Below are 16483 nucleotides of genomic sequence, written 5' to 3'. Positions count from 1 at the left end.
CCAATGGAGCGTTCAACGATAGCGTCGAAGGCATGGACATCGCCCAGGCCGTCACGGCCGACACCGTCATGAAACTGCTCCCGGGGCGGCCGAGAGTCCTCGCCCTGGGCGAGCCCACCCACGGCGAGGACCGCCTGCTCGACGTACGCAACGGGCTCTTCAGGCAACTCGTCGAGCGGGAGGGCTACCGGACCGTCGCGATCGAGAGCGACTGCCTCAGGGGCCTGATCGTGGACGACCACGTCACCACGGGCGCCGGAACCCTCGACAAGGTCATGGAACGCGGGTTCAGCCACGAGTTCGGCGCCTCCGCCGCCAACCGCGAACTCGTCCGCTGGATGCGCGCCCACAACGCCGACCGGCCTGCGGGCGAGCAGGTGCGGTTCGCCGGGTTCGACGGCCCGCTGGAGATCACCGGCGCCGAGAGCCCCAGACGGGCGCTGGCCGGGCTCCACGCCTACCTCGCCGCCCAGGCCGGACCGCTCCCCTGCGCCTGGGAGACCCTCGACCGGCTGCTCGGCGCCGACGAGCGATGGACCGAGCCCGCCGCGATGATGGAGCCGTCCCGGTCCTTCGGCCGCTCCGCCGAGGCCAGGGAACTGCGGCTGCTCGCCGACGAGCTGGTGGCGCTGCTCGACATGCGCACGCCGGGCGCCTCCCGGGAGGACTGGCACCGGGCCCGCCTGTACGGCCGCACCGCGGTCGGCCTGCTGCGCTACCACCACGGGATGGCCGACACCTCGCCGGGCCGCATGGCGTGGCTGCTGGGGATACGAGGGTCCATGATGGCCGCCAACCTTCTCGCTCTCGCCGAGCGCGGCCCGGTCCTGGGCTACGCGCACAACCGTCATCTCCAGCGGAATCCGAGCGAGCTGCGGCTGGGCGACGTGACGGCGGAGTGGTGCAGCGCGGGCGCGCTCGTCAGCGCCCGTCTGGGCGAGGAGTACGGCTTCGTGGCCACGGGCGTCGGCGCGATCCGGCACCGAGGCGTGGACGCCCCGCCGGCGGGCACCGTCGAAGGGTTCCTGTACACGCTTCCGGAGGAGTGCTTCGTCGCCGACGTCAACGGGCTGGCCGCAGCCCTCGGCGAGACGCCGCCCGCCGCCCGCGAGTCCGCCTGGTACGGCTACATCCCGCTGGACCTCGCCTATCTGGACACCAGCGACGGAATCCTGTTCCACCGGGACCTTCCGGAGTAGCGCGGGGTACGGTTCGGCTTCTTCGCCGTCGACTGAAGCAGGCGGCCTTCGGCCTCCGGCCGTTAGGGTCGCGGGCATGCGGTACCCGATCGACCTTCCCTCCCGGCTGCGGCCCGCCTACGACAGTCTGGCCCTCGACTGGCCGGACCTGCGGCTCTACCGGTTCGACAGCCTGCTGGCGAGGCTGGGCAACCTGGCGGAGGAGCAGCCGAGGGCCGGGCGGCTGCGTGCGGTCCTGACCGAGGTGGTGCCGACGCTGGGCAAGGTCCAGCAGGTCTTCTTCGACCAGTTGGAGGAGCTTCGCGAGGACCACGGGCGCGACGCCGGCCGCCTGCGCGCCCACACCGACCGGCCGTGCGTGGCGGACGCGCGGGAGAGGTCATGTTCCTCGACGCGCACGCGCACCGCCACGTCGGCCGCCTGGCCCAGGACCTGATCCACCCGGTGCTGGAGGACCCTCGGGCCTGCGTCCTGGTCGAGGTCCGCGACCCGGCCGAACTCGGCCTCGACATCCCGCACTACGTGCTCGACCTGGACGACCCGCGCTGCACCGACCGCGACGCCTTCGACGCCTGGTACGGCGAGCAGAGCGGCGGCCTGCCCGGCCCGTTCACCGCCGACCAGGTCTACCCCAACCTGGGGATGGCGGCCGTCGCCGCCCGTGCCCGAGGTGCCGACCCCGGCACCGGGCCGCTCGCCGAGCGGGTCGCCCGTGCGTGGACGGACGGCCTCACCCCGGCCGCCAGGGCCGCCGCCTCCGTGTTGTCCCTGGCCGTCGCCCCCGTCGGCCGGGCCGCCTGGTGGCTGCTGCACACCCGCCGGACCGTGGACCAGGACGGCTTCGAGACGGCGTCCCGAGGCGTGGACGAGGCCGCGGCCGCGCTGCCCACCGCCGGACCCGGACTGCCCGCGTACGCGATTCCCCTGCCGGAGCTGGCCGAGAGACTGGCCCCGCCCGCCGCCGAACGTCCGGGCGCGCACCGCGACCTGGCCGCCGTCGCCCGGAGCTGGCAGGAGATCACGGGTTTCGACGAGATCGCCTGGGACTACCTGCCGCTGGAGGAGCACCTGTATCTGGCGGGAGTCGAGGAGGTGGCGCCCGCCGCGCCGTACCGGCCGCCGGTGCGGGTGACGCGCGCGCTGCTGGAGGAGACGTTCGGCGCCGACGGGCTGGTACGGCTGCGCCCGGAACAGGTGCATCCCCGGATCACCCACGCTCCGACCCGCGACTTCCTCACCGACGTCGGCCTGCCCGCCAAGGGCCTGCACACTCCGTGGGCGGGACTGCGCTGCGTCGCGCCCGTCGCCGAGCAGTGGGAACAGGAGGACCTGCGGCGCCTCCGCGCCTGCCCTGAACTGCCGGAACCGGACTCGGTGTTCATGATCGACACCATGGACGACGACTGGCGCCTGCTGCTGGACGGTGCCACCGGGATCGTCCACGAGTTCCGGCTGCGACGCGGCCAGGTGCATCGGGCGCACCGGAGCATCGAGTCGTACGCCTACTGCGTCCACGCGGTGTGCCGCTGGGCGAATCCGGGTACCCATGACGATGCCGAGTGCTGGGTCGCCCTCAACCTGATGATCGAACTGTACGCCTACGAGCCGCTTCTCGTCGGCTCGGAAGACGATCGCTGCTGGCCGCTTGAGCTGGGTGCCCTGTACAACGGTTACACGGACCTCGGGGCCTTCTGAGCCGTCAGTCCTTGGCGCGGGTGGGACGCAGCAGGGCCTCGGCCAGGGCCAGCATGGTCTCCTCCAGGGCGCTCAGGCGCTTGGTGAGGTCGGTGGAGGCGGGTGCGACCACTTCGGTCACCGTCCGCGAGAGCTCCTCCTGGTCGGGGCGGGTCTGGATGGTCTCGGCCAGCTCGGCCGCCGCGGCCGTCAGCCGCTCTTCGAGGGAGTCGAAGCGCTTGGTCTGCTCGGTGGACTGCGAGTCGAGCAGTTCGCCGACCCGCTCGCCGATGCCGAGCGTGACGGGTAGCTGGCCGACGCGCTGGTTGACCGCCTCGACCCGGTCGTCAACGGCCTCCAGGTGCTCGCTCGCCCGCTCGGCGCGGACCACGAGCCCGCCGAGGTGGGCGTCGACGGCGTCGAAGCGGCCGACGAACTGCTCCTCGGTCTCGCCGAGACGGTCGTCGATGGACTCAAGTGTGGTGTCGAGGGTGTTGAAGCGGCCCTCGTTGCGGGTGGCGGCCTCGGCGAGGTGCTGACCGGTGACGCTGAGGCGCTCGTCGAGCGTGGTGAAGCGGCTGTCGATGCGCCCGCCCAGCGCGTCGAAGCGGTCGTCGTGGCGGTCGAGGTGGCCGTCGACGCCGACCAGGCGCTTGTCGAGGCCCGCGAGCTGGCCGTCGAGGGCCACGAGGCGCTTGTCGAAGGCGGCGAGCTGGCCGTCGACCGTGCCCATGTGCTTGTCGACGCCGGTGAGCTGGCCGTCGACGGTGCCGAGACGTTTGTCGATGCCGCCCAGGCGGCTGTCGACGCCGTCGAGGCGGGTGTCGATGTCGGCCAGGCACTCGTCGGCGGTCTCGATGCGGCCGTCGAGGCTGTTGAGGCGTGAGTCGATGGAGATGAGGCGGCCGTCGACGCGGTCGACCCGGCTGTCGACGCCGTCGAGTCGTCCGGTGACCCGCTGTTCGGACTCCTCGACCTTGGCGCTGACCTGCTCGACGGCGTTCTTGATCTCGCCGGTGGCGAGGGCGAGCCCCTGGGCGAGATCGACGACGCCGCCCTCGACGTGCTCGGCGCGGGCGGTCAGCTCGGAGATCGACTTGTCGAGGCGGGTGAACCGGCTGCCCGCGGCTTCCATGCTGGCGTTGAGCTGCCCGAGTTTGCCGGCGAACTCGTTGAGGCGGGTGGAGATGCCGTCGGCGCCGTCGAGGACCGACTGCAGCCGGTTGAGCGACTCCTCGACGCTCTCGCCCACGGTGGTCAGGTCGGCCCAGATGCTCGGTAGTTCGAGGACCGGCGAGACCCGCTGGTTGACGTTCTCGACGCGGGCGTCGACGGTGCTGATCCGTTCGCCGACGGTGTCGATGTGGTCGCGCACGGCCTCGACGTGCTGGGCCAGCCCCTCGGCCCACTGCGGCGGCATGGTGGAGATGGCGTCGATGCGGGTGCTGACGGCTTCGAGAGTGCCGCTGAGGCTGCCGAGTTCGCGCTCCCGGACCTCGCGCAGCAGCCACTCCATGCCTTCGAGCCGCTGGCGTATCTCGTCGAGCACGGCTCCTTGGGTGCGTTGCTCGTAGACGTGGTCCTGGGACGCACGTGCCAGCAAGTCACGCATCCTGTCGGCGATGGCGCTCTGCCCGCCATTCTGCAGAAGGGTGGTGTGGTTGGAATGATCCACCGAAAGCTCCTTCGCTCGCCGACGTGATGCCGCGATGCGGTGGGATTGGTCCGGTTTGCAATGACTGAAGGAGAACGCGGTTATCCGTTCAATGGGAAGTAGTACCGCGCGCCCACCTTAGCCTTTGGATCAAGGTCCGTCTGGGCTGTCGTAAAAAGATCCTGTTTTGTCATTCATGCAGGTAGGGGCCCCAGGCAGATCAGGATGAAAGGTTGATCCATCACCCGGGTGAGAATGATTACGGCTGATTTATCGCCTGAAAGTCGGAGATCTCGCCGCAAGCGGTCGATGTCCACTGCGGAGCCGCGCTTTTTAATGGTGACATTTCCTATTTCGTGGGCTCGGAGGGCGGCTCTCAGGCGTTTCAGCGAGAACGGCATCGCCTCGTGGACCTCGTACCGGGACGCCCACGGGGTGTCCACCGGATCGTCGCCGGCGATGTAGGCGATCATCGGGTCGGGCAGTCGGCCGTTCACCAGCTCGGCGACCTCGCCCACCAGATGAGCCCGGATGGCGGCGCCGTCGGGCTCGTAGACGTACCGGCCGAGGGGGCCGGTCGGCGCACTCACCCCCGACGGCGTCAGCGACAGGCCGGAGGGGAGCAGCGTCGCGCGGCGGCCGACGCGCCCTGGCGTCCACAGGGCGGCCTCCTTCACCTCGCCGCGGAACGACACCCACTCGGCCTCCGCGGCCTCCGGGATGTAGTCGTACGGGATGCCTGGGGCCACCTTCAGGCAGGAGCGGCGGGCGCGGGCGACGAGGTCCGTCACGACCGGCCACGGGGGCGAGTAGGCGCGCGGGTCGAACGTGCGGCCCCGCGCGGTGCGGCGGGCCGGGTCGGCGAACAGCACGTCGTACTCCTCGGGGGCGACGGCGGCCGCGTCGCCGACCGTGACGGTGACCAGGTGGTCGAGGCCGAGGGCCGCGACGTTGGCGCGGGCGACCTCGGCGGTCAGGGGGTCGAGCTCGACGGCGTCCACCCGGTGGCCGGCCCCGGCGAGCGCGACGGCGTCGCCGCCGATGCCGCAGCAGACGTCCACCACCTGCTGGGAGGGGCCCGCGCGTTCAGTGACCCGTTCGATGACACTGCGGGCCCGGTGGGCGGCGACCTCGGGGCGGGTGGCCTGCTCCAGGCCGTTGGGGGTGAAGTACATGCGGGCGGCGTCGTCGGCGAACTTGGCCCTGGCCCTGTCGCGCAGCGCCGCCTGGGTGAGGGCGGCGGAGGTGAGCGTGCTGTCGTAGGACCTGCGCAACCGGGTGACCGCCTTGACCGGGTCGCCGCCGACCAGCTCGGCGGCCTCCGCGAGGGCCTTCTGTCCGCGCGGGGTGAGCAACTCGTGAAAGGCGTCCAGGTCCACGCCACCGACGTTAGTGCAGACGGGGAGGAGGACACCCCGCCGTGGGCGCGGCCGGCGAGGGAGGCCGGCGAGGGAGGAAAGGCGGGGAGGGGCGGCGAGGTCGGGGCGAAAGGGGTATTGGGGCGCATAGAGTGCTGAGAGGGGCGGAAGCCCTGGCGGGGAGATGTCTGTCAGCTCTGGGCGAACCGGGGGCCTGGGCTGCGGCTCAGCGGGCATTTTCCGTGCAGGTGGGAGACAATGCGCGACGCAAAGCCCGCTCGTGTTGACTGTCAAGCCCCTCTTGCATATGTTTCCTGTTGGCACTCTCCCCTTGAGAGTGCCAACGTGCGACGAGGCAGGTCTGACACCCGCGACGGCAGGCCCCGCTGGTCGCCTCTTCTAGATCATCCAAATCTGAAGGGGAGGTCCGATCGTGACGACCGCCACCAAGGTTCCCGTTAAGCCGCTCGGCGACCGCATTGTGGTTCAGCCGCTTGAGGCCGAGCAGACCACCGCTTCCGGCCTGGTCATCCCTGACACCGCCAAGGAGAAGCCGCAGGAGGGCAAGGTCCTCGCGGTGGGCCCGGGCAACTGGGACGAGGACGGCGACAAGCGGATTCCGCTCGACGTCTCCGAGGGCGACATCGTCCTCTACAGCAAGTACGGCGGCACCGAGGTCAAGTACGGCGGCGAGGAGTACCTCGTGCTCTCCGCCCGCGACGTTCTCGCGATCATCGAGAAGTAAGCCGGTTGTGTCGGGCCCCGGGCGCTTTAGCGGCGGCCGGGGCTTTCGACACCAGGAGAGGACGGTCTGACCAATGGCGAAGATCCTTGAGTTCGACGAGGGCGCCCGTCGCGCGCTTGAGCGCGGCGTCAACGCTCTCGCGGACGCCGTGAAGGTAACCCTCGGCCCGCGTGGCCGCAACGTCGTCATCGACAAGAAGTTCGGTGCTCCGACGATCACGAACGACGGTGTCACCATCGCTCGTGAGATCGAGCTGGAAGAGCGCTACGAGAACCTCGGCGCCCAGCTCGCCAAGGAAGTGGCGACCAAGACCAACGACATCGCGGGCGACGGCACCACCACCGCGACCGTCCTGGCCCAGGCGATGGTCCGCGAGGGCCTGCGCAACGTCGCCGCCGGCGCCTCGCCGCTGTCGCTCAAGCGCGGCATCGACCGGGCCGCCAAGGCCGTCAGCGAGAAGCTGCTCGCCAGCGCCCGCGAGGTCGCCGACAAGAACGAGATCGCCCACGTCGCCACCAACTCGGCGCAGGACGCCAAGATCGGTGAGCTGATCGCCGAGGCGTTCGACAAGGTGGGCAAGGACGGTGTCCTCACCGTCGAAGAGTCCAACGCCATGGGCATGGAGCTTGAGTTCACCGAGGGCATGCAGTTCGACAAGGGCTACCTGTCGGCGTACATGGTGACCGACCCCGAGCGCATGGAGACCGTCCTTGAGGACGCGTACGTGCTGCTCACCCAGGGCAAGATCGCCTCCATCGCGGACTTCCTGCCGCTGCTGGAGAAGATCGCCCAGACCAAGAAGCCGCTGCTCGTGGTCGCCGAGGACGTCGAGGGCGAGGCCCTGGCCGTCCTGGTCACCAACAAGATCCGCGGCACCTTCACCTCCGTCGCCGTCAAGGCGCCGGGCTTCGGTGACCGCCGCAAGGCGATGCTCCAGGACATGGCCATCCTCACCGGCGGCCAGGTCGTCGCCGAGGAGGTCGGCCTCAAGCTGGAGCACGTCGGCCTTGAGGTGCTGGGCAGCGCCCGCCGCATCGTCGTCACCAAGGACGCCACGACCATCGTCGACGGCGCCGGCGACGCGCAGGCGATCGAGGACCGGGTCAAGGAGATCAAGCTCGCGATCGAGCAGTCCGACTCCGACTGGGACCGCGAGAAGCTGCAGGAGCGGCTGGCCAAGCTCGCCGGCGGTGTGTGCGTGCTGCGCGTCGGCGCCGCCACTGAGGTCGAGCTCAAGGAGAAGAAGCACCGCCTTGAGGACGCGATCTCCGCGACGCGCGCCGCGATCGAGGAGGGCATCGTCTCCGGCGGCGGCGTCGCCCTGGTCCACGTCGTCAAGGAGCTCGACGACCTCGGCCTGACCGGCGACGAGGCCACCGGAGCCGGCGTCGTGCGCCGCGCGCTGGTCGAGCCGGCCCGCTGGATCGCCGAGAACGCCGGCCTTGAGGGCTACGTGGTCACGCACCGCATCGCCGACCTGCCCGTCGGCCACGGCCTCAACGCGGCCACCGGCGAGTACGGCGACATGATCTCGTACGGCGTCATCGACCCGGTCAAGGTCACCCGTTCGGCTGTGCAGAACGCCGCGTCCATCGCCGGCATGCTGCTCACCACGGAGGTCCTGGTGGTCGACAAGCCCGAGGAGGAGGCTCCTGCGGGCGGCGGCGGCCACGGTCACGGCCACGGCCACTGACCCCTCCCGCTCACCTGGCTGACGAAANNNNTTTTGTCTGCCGTCAGTGCCGGGCCGCGATCCGGTACGCGCGGATCACGGTCTGCTCCACGGTGTTGCCCGAGGTGTCGGTGGCCTTGGCCCGCAGCGACACGAAGCCGTCCCCGGCCGGGTGCCGCAGCACGGCCGCCTCTGGCGCGCTCGGCGGTCACCACGAGGGGGAGGGCGTCGCCGCCGAGTTCGGCCAGCGCGCTCACGTCGAACAGGCGGGGGTCGAGGCGGCCCTGGCGTAAGAGGGGGAGGGCGTCGCTGGGGATGACGCGTAAGCGTCCGGCGTACTCGTCGGCGATGAAGGTGATCCCGCTGCGGCCGGCGCCGCGCTCGATGATCGTGTCGGGGCCGCCACCCGCCGCCGCGCGCCGGCGGCCTCCAGGAAGACGCTCCTCCCCGCACCCCGCCCCGCCGCGCCGCCCGGCCGAAGAACGTCGATCCGGCCCCGGGCTACGCGGCCGGTTCGTCGTCTCTGAAAGGTTCGGCCAGATCGTTGAGGGGAGGGGTGGCGTGGTCGGCGGCGTCGGTGACGTTCGGGAAGATCTCCAGGGTGCCCCAGCGGGTCGGCCAGGCGTAGCGGCGGTCCACTGACCAGGTGAGCTGGGTGTCCAGATCGGCCTCTCTGCCGGGAGGGGCGATCACGAGGCCGGGCTCGAAGGCGATCGCCCAGGTGTCTTCGTCGAGGGCGAACACGGGGTTGGGACTGATCTCCAGGTCGAGGTCGTCGCCGTCCTCGTGCAGCGGCTTCGGCCCGGACGGTGTCCGCCGGAACTGGAAGGCGCCGACCGTCTCGCCGGTCTCCGCCCTGACGAACCGCAGCCCCTGGATCACCTCGGAATCCTCGACGTCGTCCCCGTCCGAGGTGACGATGACGAGGGTGTCGTCCGCGCCCCACAGCAGTCCGGAGGCGTCCTCCGGGACGTCGATCACCCGTCGGCGCTCGGGGTGTTCGCCCAGGTGCCAGATCTCGACTGGGCCGTCGCCGGTCAGGCAGGCGGCGCGGTCGCCCGTCGGCGACCAGGCCCACGAGAAGAGGTCGGGGGTCATCCAGCCGGTCGGGCGGAGGGCCAGGGCCAGGTCGTCGTCGAGTCGGTCGTCGGCGCTGACGATGCTCACGCCGGGGCGGGCACCGAGGTCGCGTACGTTCGGGTGCGCTTTTTGGGGGCTCACGGCCGAGTGTGACCCCTTGGTGCCGGTGGGCGCGTCCGTCTCAGGGCTTCCGTCTGCCGGGGTCACGACTGCCAGGCGTCCGCCGGGGCCCCAGGCGAGCAGGGTGGCGTCAGGGTGGGCGGCGTGCGTCGCGAGTCGCCGTCCTGTCAGCGCGTCGGCGATCACCAGGCTGTCGTCCTGGTGGTAGGCGACGTACTTCTCGTCAGGGCTCCAGGAGGGCAACGGGTCGTCGGTGTCCGTCAGCCAGGCGATCCGGCCCGAGGCGACGTCGATGGAGCACGCCCATCCTTCCAGGGAGTAGCCGTAGACGCGCTCGCCGTCCTCGGACCACGTGGACCAGTCGAGGGTGAGCGGCTCTCTGGCGAGGATCTCGTCGGACAGCGTCTCGACCGACAGCAGCGCGCCCGGCTCCTCGCCGTCGTCCAGGGAGAAGATCCGGCCCCGCCGGTCCTCCTCGTCCCAGCCGCCCCACATCACCAGGCGCCGGCCGTCGGGGGCGAGGGCGAAGTGTGGCCGTGAGTCGCTCACGTGCACCTCGACGATCGGCTCGCCCTCCCAGTCGCCGGGGTCGCCGAACGGTTCCCAGATCCCGACCATGAACGTGTGGTGCACCACCGCGATCCGGGAGGCGTCGGCCGACCACTGGATCATGTGCCGGTCGATGTCCGGGCCGACGCCGGAGGGGACGCCCTCGATGACGTTGACGCAGCGGCCGGTCGCGACCTCCCAGATCTGCAGCACGCCGATCTCGTCGAACGGGAAATCGCCGGCCGTGCTTCCGACCGCCAGGTACCGGCCGCACGGGCTGAGGGCGTGTGCCAGCACCCGGCCCAGATGCGCGTCCGGATGTCTGAGCAGGGCGCCGTACGCCCTGATCCGTTCGGTCGCGTGGTGGTGTGCGTCGGTGATGCCGTGAGTCCGCTCCAGGGTCGCGAGGGCGGCGCGGAGAGGTGGGAGGTCGCGTTCGGGTGTGAAGGCGGACCAGTCGGCTGTGGTCAGCGTCTGCAGCGCCGCGTCGGGGTCCTCGGTGAGGTTGCCGGTGAAGATCATGGCGCCGGACCCTAACGGAGATGTACGACAACCGATGGGGTTGGCAGGTGGTTGCCAATGATCACTGGTGTGGAGCGGGCCGGTCGCCGACGGAGAGGTGCGGCGGTTCTGCCGGACGGTCGCGGGGCGGGACGACGCCGGGGCGGTTAGGGCATAGGGGGAGTTAGGGGCGGCCGAAACGTATGGGCCGTGGCGGACGATCTTTGGGGTAGTGGAGCGAGTCGTGTCCGGATGCGGAAAGTTCAGTTATTCCGGTAAACCGACTTTGGTGGTAAGGCGTCTGGCGATCTGACAATTTCCGTTCATTTCGGTGAATCAGATGAAATATTCTGACATCCGGAAAGGCTTAGTGTGTCTGTGTGATTACGCACCGTTATCGTCTCGTCAATGTGACCAATCCGTAGCCGTTCGCGATGACGACAGGCACGATCAGTGCGGGCATCATGCCTATCGTGAGCGAGGGAAGCGTCGCCGACGCCAAAATTGGGGTAAGGCTCGCGTCGAGACTTCCGGCACGGACGGATGACTCCGACCTAAGAGAACTGACGAGCCTCGCCGTTGCGGGTGATCGCTCTGCGATCGAATCCCTGCTTGGCGAGTTGCGGCCGATGGTCGTGCGCTATTGCCGTGCCAGGCTGGGCCGGGTTTCCGGGCAATATCACATTGCCGATGATGTGGCTCAGGAGGTGTGCATCGCAGTCTTGTCGGCCCTGCCGAGGTATCGCGACATGGGTCGCCCATTCGCCTCGTTCGTCTTCGGGATCGCGTCGCACAAGGTGGCCGACGCACTGCGCAGTTCGGTGCGCTCCGCCGTACCCACGCAGGATCTCCCGGACGGACCCGACGACGGGCCCGGACCGGAGGAGACGGTCGTGCGGTACATCGAGGTCGAGCACGCGCGCCGGCTGCTCGCCCGGCTCCCGGCCAACCAGCGTGAGCTGCTGCTGCTCCGGGTGGTCTCGGGGCTGTCGGCCGAGGAGACCGGTAATGTACTCGGCATGTCACCAGGAGCGGTCCGCGTCGCCCAGCACCGGGCACTGGCCAGGTTGCGGCAGATGGCGGAGCTGGAGTCCGCTTGACGCCGGAGCCGCGACCAGCCTCCGGCGGCGCTCCTCCCGAGGGGAAACGGTCCGGCACCTCGCCGACCGGCCCCTCGGCGTGCGCGCACTCAGGCACGGCGGGCCCGGTGGAGATCGCCGGGCACCGGCTGTCGGAGGTCGCGATCCTGGGGACCGACGGGGCGCACGACACGGGTGTCGCGCCGGAGGACCGTACGGACGAGCTGCTCGACGCGCTCGCCAAGGGCGGGCGGCCGGAGACCGGCGACCGGGCCCTGGAACTACTGGCCGCGCTGCTCGACGACGTCGACGATCAGCGGCGTTCCTCGGTGTCCATGACCCCGTCCACGTAACCCCTGGCGTACTCCCAGGTCACGTAGTCCGTCGGGTCGGGACGGAAGGCCGGTTCGTGCACCTGCGGCTGGCCCTGGTCGATCATCTGGCGGAGGTTGCCGCGCAGCAGCTCCCAGTCGAAGAAGTGCTGCTCGCCGCACTCCGGGCAGTCGAGGACGAGGCCGAGCACGCCCTGGGGTTCGAGGAGGGTACGGAACACCTCCACGTCGGCCAGGTCCGTGATGGCCTCGTCGCGTTCGGCCGAGGTCAGCGGGGCGGGGTCGTCGTACTCGCCCATGGCCGACGACGGGTCGTTCGGGTCGTCGGCGAACGGGTCGCGTGGCGCGTCATCCAGCACCTTCCCACCATATGCCGCTCACCGCCCGCGCTCCCGCAGGCGTTCGGCCGAGTCGGTCATGACAGCCAGCCCCGGCGGGCCGCCTCGACGCCCGCGTGGAAGCGGGACTGGGTGCCGAGTTCCGCCATGGCGTCGGCGAAGCGGGCGCGGACCGTGCGCACCGACACGCCGAGCTGCCTGGCGATCGAGTCGTCGCACATGCCCTGCGCGGCGAGTCTGAGCACCTGGAGCATGCTGTCGCCCCTGCGTCCCCACGGCATCGGGAAGGAGCGGCTCCACAGCTCCTCGAACAGCGAGCCGAGCACCCCGGCGACGACCGGTGCCCGTACCAGATAGAAGTTGTAGGCGTGGTCAGGCAGGCCGCCGCCCCACTGGGCGGGCAGGCCGGCGGCGGCGGTGCCCACGGTCATGAACCAGCTCGGCACCCGGTCCAGGGTGCGGACCTGGCCACCGTCCTCGCTGAGGCGGGTCAGCCGCTCGCGGACGCCGGGCAGCGGCAGCGTGGAGACCGGTACGACGGTCCGCACGCGCATGAGGCCCCGGCGCTGGGCCTCGATCCACGGGTCGGCGAACTTGCCCACGAAGTCGGTCATCGTGCGCTCGTCGGGGATGGCGATCATGAGCTCCAGCGGCGGCGACTGCACCGCCATGCCGACCACGCTCTCGTACAGGACGTCGGCGCCGCTGACGAGCTCGACCGGGAACGGTCCGCTCTGGTAGTCGCGCCCGGCGTCGTAGTCGTGGATGAGGCCGCGGATCGAGCTGAGCGCCGAGTCGATGCGCCTGCTCTCCTCGGCGAGCCGGTCGAGGCGGTCGGCGATGAGGCGGCCGAGCGCGGCCGCCGGGTGCCTGGCGTGGTACTTGCCCGACCGCACGTCCACCACCCCCAGCTTGACGAGGTCCTTGAGCTGGTCGCCGACGGCGTCCTCCGGGCCGTTCATCGCCTCGGCCAGCTCGGCCAGGGTGGCCCGGTGGAGCCGGAGCACGGCGGTGTACAGCGAGGACTGGGCCGGGTCGAGGCCGAGCGTCTCAAGCGGGTCGAGGGCGGAAGTCGGGTCGTTGCGCATGTGTGGGGGCTCCGTAGGGGGACGGGCGTGCCGCGAGGATAGCCCCTAGATGCGCCCGTGTCCGGGGGTTGCGGTGACTGCTGGGGACTGGGTGCAACTTCGTGCAATTGCACGTTTTCACATTGCGGGTGTGCCGATGGGTGACGCAGGCTTGACCCAGCGTCGGCATCCGCGGCCCGGGTAGTGCTGCCATCAGGACGCGGAGGGGGGTCCGGTGGCGTGGAGCGCCCCGGTCCAGGATGCCGGTGGCTTGGGGAACCGGTCGGAACACCGACCGCCCGGTTCCCCAAGCGCTCGCGATGAAGCCGGGAGACGGCGGTCCGTGGGGGGCCGCCGCCTTCCCCCTTTTCCCGCAGAGCGAAGTGTTGAAACGGTACCCAAGCCTGCGCGTTTGGATGGAGGGCCTAGACTTGCCCCATCAGCGGATCGGCAGGAGGGGGCCGCAGCATGTCCAAGTTCACCGAGGTGGGGTTGACGTTCGACGACGTGCTCCTGGTGCCCGGATACTCCGATCTGCAACCGGGTGAGGCCGACACGACCTCCCGGCTCTCGCGCAACATCACGCTGTCGATCCCGCTGGCCTCCGCCGCGATGGACACCGTCACCGAGGCGCGCATGGCCGTCGCGATGGCCCGCCAGGGCGGCATCGGCATCCTGCACCGCAACCTGTCGGTCGAGGAGCAGGCCCAGCAGGTCGATCTGGTCAAGCGGTCAGAGGCCGGCATGGTCACCAACCCGGTCACCTGTACCCCCGGCCACACGCTGGCCGACGTCGAGCGCCTTTGCGCGACGTACCGGATCTCCGGTGTGCCCGTCACCGACGAGCGGGGCATTCTCGTCGGCATCGTGACCAACCGCGACATGCGCTTCGAGACCGACCAGTCCCGCCCGGTGCGCGAGGTCATGACCCCGATGCCCCTGGTCACCGCGCCGGTGGGGGTCTCGCGCGACGAGGCGTTCCGGCTGCTGGCCGAGAACAAGATCGAGAAGCTGCCGCTGATCGACCCCGACGGACGGCTGCGCGGCCTCATCACGGTCAAGGACTTCACCAAGAGCGAGCAGTACCCCCTGGCCACCAAGGACAGCGACGGCCGCCTGGTCGTCGGCGCCGCCGTGGGCGTCGGCCCGGACGCGGAGGTCCGCGCCAAGGCCCTCGTCGAGGCCGGGGTCGATGTGATCATCGTGGACGTCGCCCACGGCCACTCCAAGGGCCTGGCCGACATGATCGCCGTCGTCAAGGCGGGCAGCGGCGTCGACGTCATCGGCGGCAACATCGCCACCCGCGCCGGCGCCCAGATGCTGGTCGACGCGGGCGCCGACGCCGTCAAGGTGGGCGTCGGCCCCGGCTCCATCTGCACCACCCGGGTCGTGGCAGGGGTGGGCGCTCCCCAGGTCACCGCCATCCACCAGGCGGCGCTCGCCTGCGGCCCCGCCGGGGTCCCGGTCATCGGCGACGGCGGCCTGCAGTACTCCGGCGACATCGCCAAGGCCATCGCGGCGGGCGCCGACACCGTCATGCTCGGTTCGCTGCTCGCCGGGTGCGAGGAGTCCCCGGGAGAGCTGATCTTCATCAACGGCAAGCAGTTCAAGTCGTACCGGGGCATGGGCTCGCTCGGCGCGGTCCGCAACCGCGAGCGCGGCGGCACCTCCTTCAGCAAGGACAGGTACGCCCAGGCCGACGTCGGCGGCGAGGACAAGTACATCCCCGAGGGCATCGAGGGCCAGGTCCCCTACCGAGGCCCGGTCTCCGCCGTCGCCCACCAGCTCGTGGGCGGCCTGCGCCAGGGCATGTGGTATTCCGGCTGCCGCACGATCGCGCAGATGCACTCCGACTGCGAACTCATGCCGATCACGTCGGCGGGCCTCAAGGAGAGCCACCCGCACGACATCCAGATGACGGTTGAAGCTCCCAACTACCACAGAAGGTAAATCATGACTCAGGTGGAGATCGGCCGGGGCAAGACGGGCCGCCGGGCATACGCGCTCGACGAGATCGGCCTCGTGCCCTCCCGGCGTACTCGTGACCCGGAGGAGGTCTCGATCGCCTGGCAGATCGACGCTTACCGGTTCGAGCTGCCCGTCGTGGTCGCGCCCATGGACAGTGTCGTCTCGCCGGCCACGGCGATCGAGATCGGACGGCTCGGCGGGCTCGCGCCGCTCGACCTGGAGGGCCTGTGGACCCGCTACGAGGACCCGCTGCCGCTTCTTGAGGAGTGCGCCGCCCTCGACGCCGCTGCCGCCACCAAGCGCCTGCAGGAGATCTACGCGGCGCCGATCCAGGAAGAGCTGATCGGCCGCCGCATCGAGGAGATCAGGGCCGCGGGCGTGACGGCGGCGGTGCGGCTGTCGCCGCAGCGGACCGTCCAGTACCACAAGGCGGTCATCGACGCCGGAGTGGACATCTTCGTCATCCGGGGCACCACGGTCTCCGCCGAGCACGTCTCCGGCAAGGCCGAGCCGCTCAACCTCAAGCAGTTCATCTACGAACTCGACGTGCCGGTGATCGTCGGCGGGTGCGCGACGCACACGGCGGCGCTGCACCTGATGCGTACGGGGGCGGCGGGGGTGCTCGTGGGCTTCGGCGGCGGGGCCTCCCACACCACCCGCAACGTGCTGGGGGTGGCCGTCCCGATGGCCACCGCGATCTCCGACGTGGCGGCGGCGCGGCGCGACTACATGGACGAGTCCGGCGGGCGGTACGTCCACGTGATCGCCGACGGCGGCATGGGCACCTCGGGCGACATCGCCAAGGCCATCGCGTGCGGGGCCGACGCGGTCATGGTGGGCTCGCCGCTGGCACGGGCGATCGAGGCGCCGGGGCACGGGTTCCACTGGGGGTCGGAGGCGCACCACGCCGACCTGCCGCGTGGCCGCCGGGTCGAGTTCGGTCAGGTGGGGACTCTGGAGCAGATTCTGCACGGGCCGTCCAGCGTGGCCGACGGGTCGATGAACCTGATGGGCGCGCTCAAGCGCACGATGGCGTCCACGGGTTACTCCGACATCAAGGAGTTCCAGCGCGTCGAGGTCGTCGTCGCGCCGGTTCAGCGCTGACCTTCGCGAGAGCCGCCCGCCGTACCGGTGGGCGGCTCTTCGC

At 70.5% G+C, this 16483-nt stretch carries 14 protein-coding genes; 9 read left to right on the top strand and 5 right to left on the bottom strand.

What is annotated here, in order from left to right; genetic code table 11:
* Positions 1-32: 32 nt before the first annotated feature.
* The 3 genes from ABD120_RS14410 (at position 33) to ABD120_RS14400 (ending at position 2894) form a co-directional block, all read left to right on the top strand.
* Positions 33-1199: an erythromycin esterase family protein gene (locus tag ABD120_RS14410; RefSeq protein WP_343950359.1), complete on the top strand. Its 1167-nt coding sequence runs from the start codon at positions 33-35 to the stop codon at positions 1197-1199.
* A 76-nt stretch (positions 1200-1275) separates the two neighbouring features.
* Positions 1276-1635, top strand: a complete 360-nt coding sequence (locus ABD120_RS14405; protein ID WP_343950358.1) for a hypothetical protein — start codon at positions 1276-1278, stop codon at positions 1633-1635.
* Positions 1581-2894, top strand: coding sequence for an SUKH-4 family immunity protein (locus ABD120_RS14400; RefSeq protein WP_343950357.1), 1314 nt, complete (start codon positions 1581-1583; stop codon positions 2892-2894). Before ABD120_RS14405 ends, ABD120_RS14400 begins: the two co-directional genes overlap by 55 nt.
* Positions 2895-2898: 4 nt before the next feature.
* On the opposite strand, the gene ABD120_RS14395 is transcribed toward ABD120_RS14400, so the two are convergent.
* On the bottom strand, positions 2899-4548 hold the full coding sequence (locus ABD120_RS14395) for a hypothetical protein (RefSeq protein WP_343950356.1): 1650 nt from the start codon (positions 4546-4548) through the stop codon (positions 2899-2901).
* A gap of 173 nt (positions 4549-4721) precedes the next feature.
* The gene (locus ABD120_RS14390) at positions 4722-5906 is read right to left on the bottom strand and encodes a class I SAM-dependent methyltransferase (RefSeq protein WP_343950355.1); all 1185 of its coding nucleotides are present in this window, start codon (positions 5904-5906) and stop codon (positions 4722-4724) included.
* A 412-nt stretch (positions 5907-6318) separates the two neighbouring features.
* Here ABD120_RS14390 and groES point away from each other — a divergent pair, with 412 nt between their 5' ends.
* Together groES and groL are read left to right on the top strand one after the other, a co-directional pair.
* Entirely contained in the window at positions 6319-6630 is a 312-nt protein-coding gene (groES, locus tag ABD120_RS14385) for a co-chaperone GroES (protein ID WP_043623565.1), read from the top strand.
* Between the two features lie 73 nt (positions 6631-6703).
* A complete protein-coding gene (gene groL, locus ABD120_RS14380) occupies positions 6704-8323 on the top strand; it encodes a chaperonin GroEL (RefSeq protein ID WP_343950354.1) in 1620 nt (539 codons plus the stop codon).
* 480 nt (positions 8324-8803) lie between these two features.
* Here groL and ABD120_RS14375 read toward each other — a convergent pair whose 3' ends face one another.
* A complete protein-coding gene (locus tag ABD120_RS14375; protein WP_343950353.1) occupies positions 8804-10573 on the bottom strand; it encodes a hypothetical protein in 1770 nt (589 codons plus the stop codon).
* Between the two features lie 443 nt (positions 10574-11016).
* On the opposite strand from ABD120_RS14375, the gene ABD120_RS14370 reads away from it, so the two are divergent.
* Complete coding sequence (locus ABD120_RS14370) at positions 11017-11652, top strand: sigma-70 family RNA polymerase sigma factor (RefSeq protein WP_343950418.1); 636 nt, start codon at positions 11017-11019, stop codon at positions 11650-11652.
* Positions 11649-11984 (top strand): hypothetical protein, encoded by a 336-nt coding sequence (locus ABD120_RS14365; protein ID WP_343950352.1) that lies wholly within the window; start codon positions 11649-11651, stop codon positions 11982-11984. Before ABD120_RS14370 ends, ABD120_RS14365 begins: the two co-directional genes overlap by 4 nt.
* Here ABD120_RS14365 and ABD120_RS14360 read toward each other — a convergent pair.
* Positions 11945-12322, bottom strand: coding sequence for a DUF5319 domain-containing protein (locus ABD120_RS14360; protein WP_343950351.1), 378 nt, complete (start codon positions 12320-12322; stop codon positions 11945-11947). The two genes, ABD120_RS14365 and ABD120_RS14360, sit on opposite strands and share 40 nt — an antisense overlap.
* A gap of 56 nt (positions 12323-12378) precedes the next feature.
* On the bottom strand, positions 12379-13389 hold the full coding sequence (locus ABD120_RS14355; protein WP_343950350.1) for a helix-turn-helix transcriptional regulator: 1011 nt from the start codon (positions 13387-13389) through the stop codon (positions 12379-12381).
* 447 nt (positions 13390-13836) lie between these two features.
* Here ABD120_RS14355 and guaB point away from each other — a divergent pair, with 447 nt between their 5' ends.
* Positions 13837-15318 (top strand): IMP dehydrogenase, encoded by a 1482-nt coding sequence (gene guaB / locus ABD120_RS14350; protein WP_343950349.1) that lies wholly within the window; start codon positions 13837-13839, stop codon positions 15316-15318.
* Positions 15319-15321: 3 nt separating this feature from the next.
* On the top strand, positions 15322-16440 hold the full coding sequence (locus tag ABD120_RS14345) for a GuaB3 family IMP dehydrogenase-related protein (RefSeq protein WP_343950348.1): 1119 nt from the start codon (positions 15322-15324) through the stop codon (positions 16438-16440).
* Positions 16441-16483 lie beyond the last annotated feature (43 nt).

It is taken from the genome of Nonomuraea longicatena (assembly GCF_039525605.1).
GTDB lineage: Bacteria > Actinomycetota > Actinomycetes > Streptosporangiales > Streptosporangiaceae > Nonomuraea > Nonomuraea longicatena.
The sequence above is the reverse complement of the archived record's forward strand: the minus strand, read 5'-3'. Positions and strand labels throughout refer to the sequence as shown.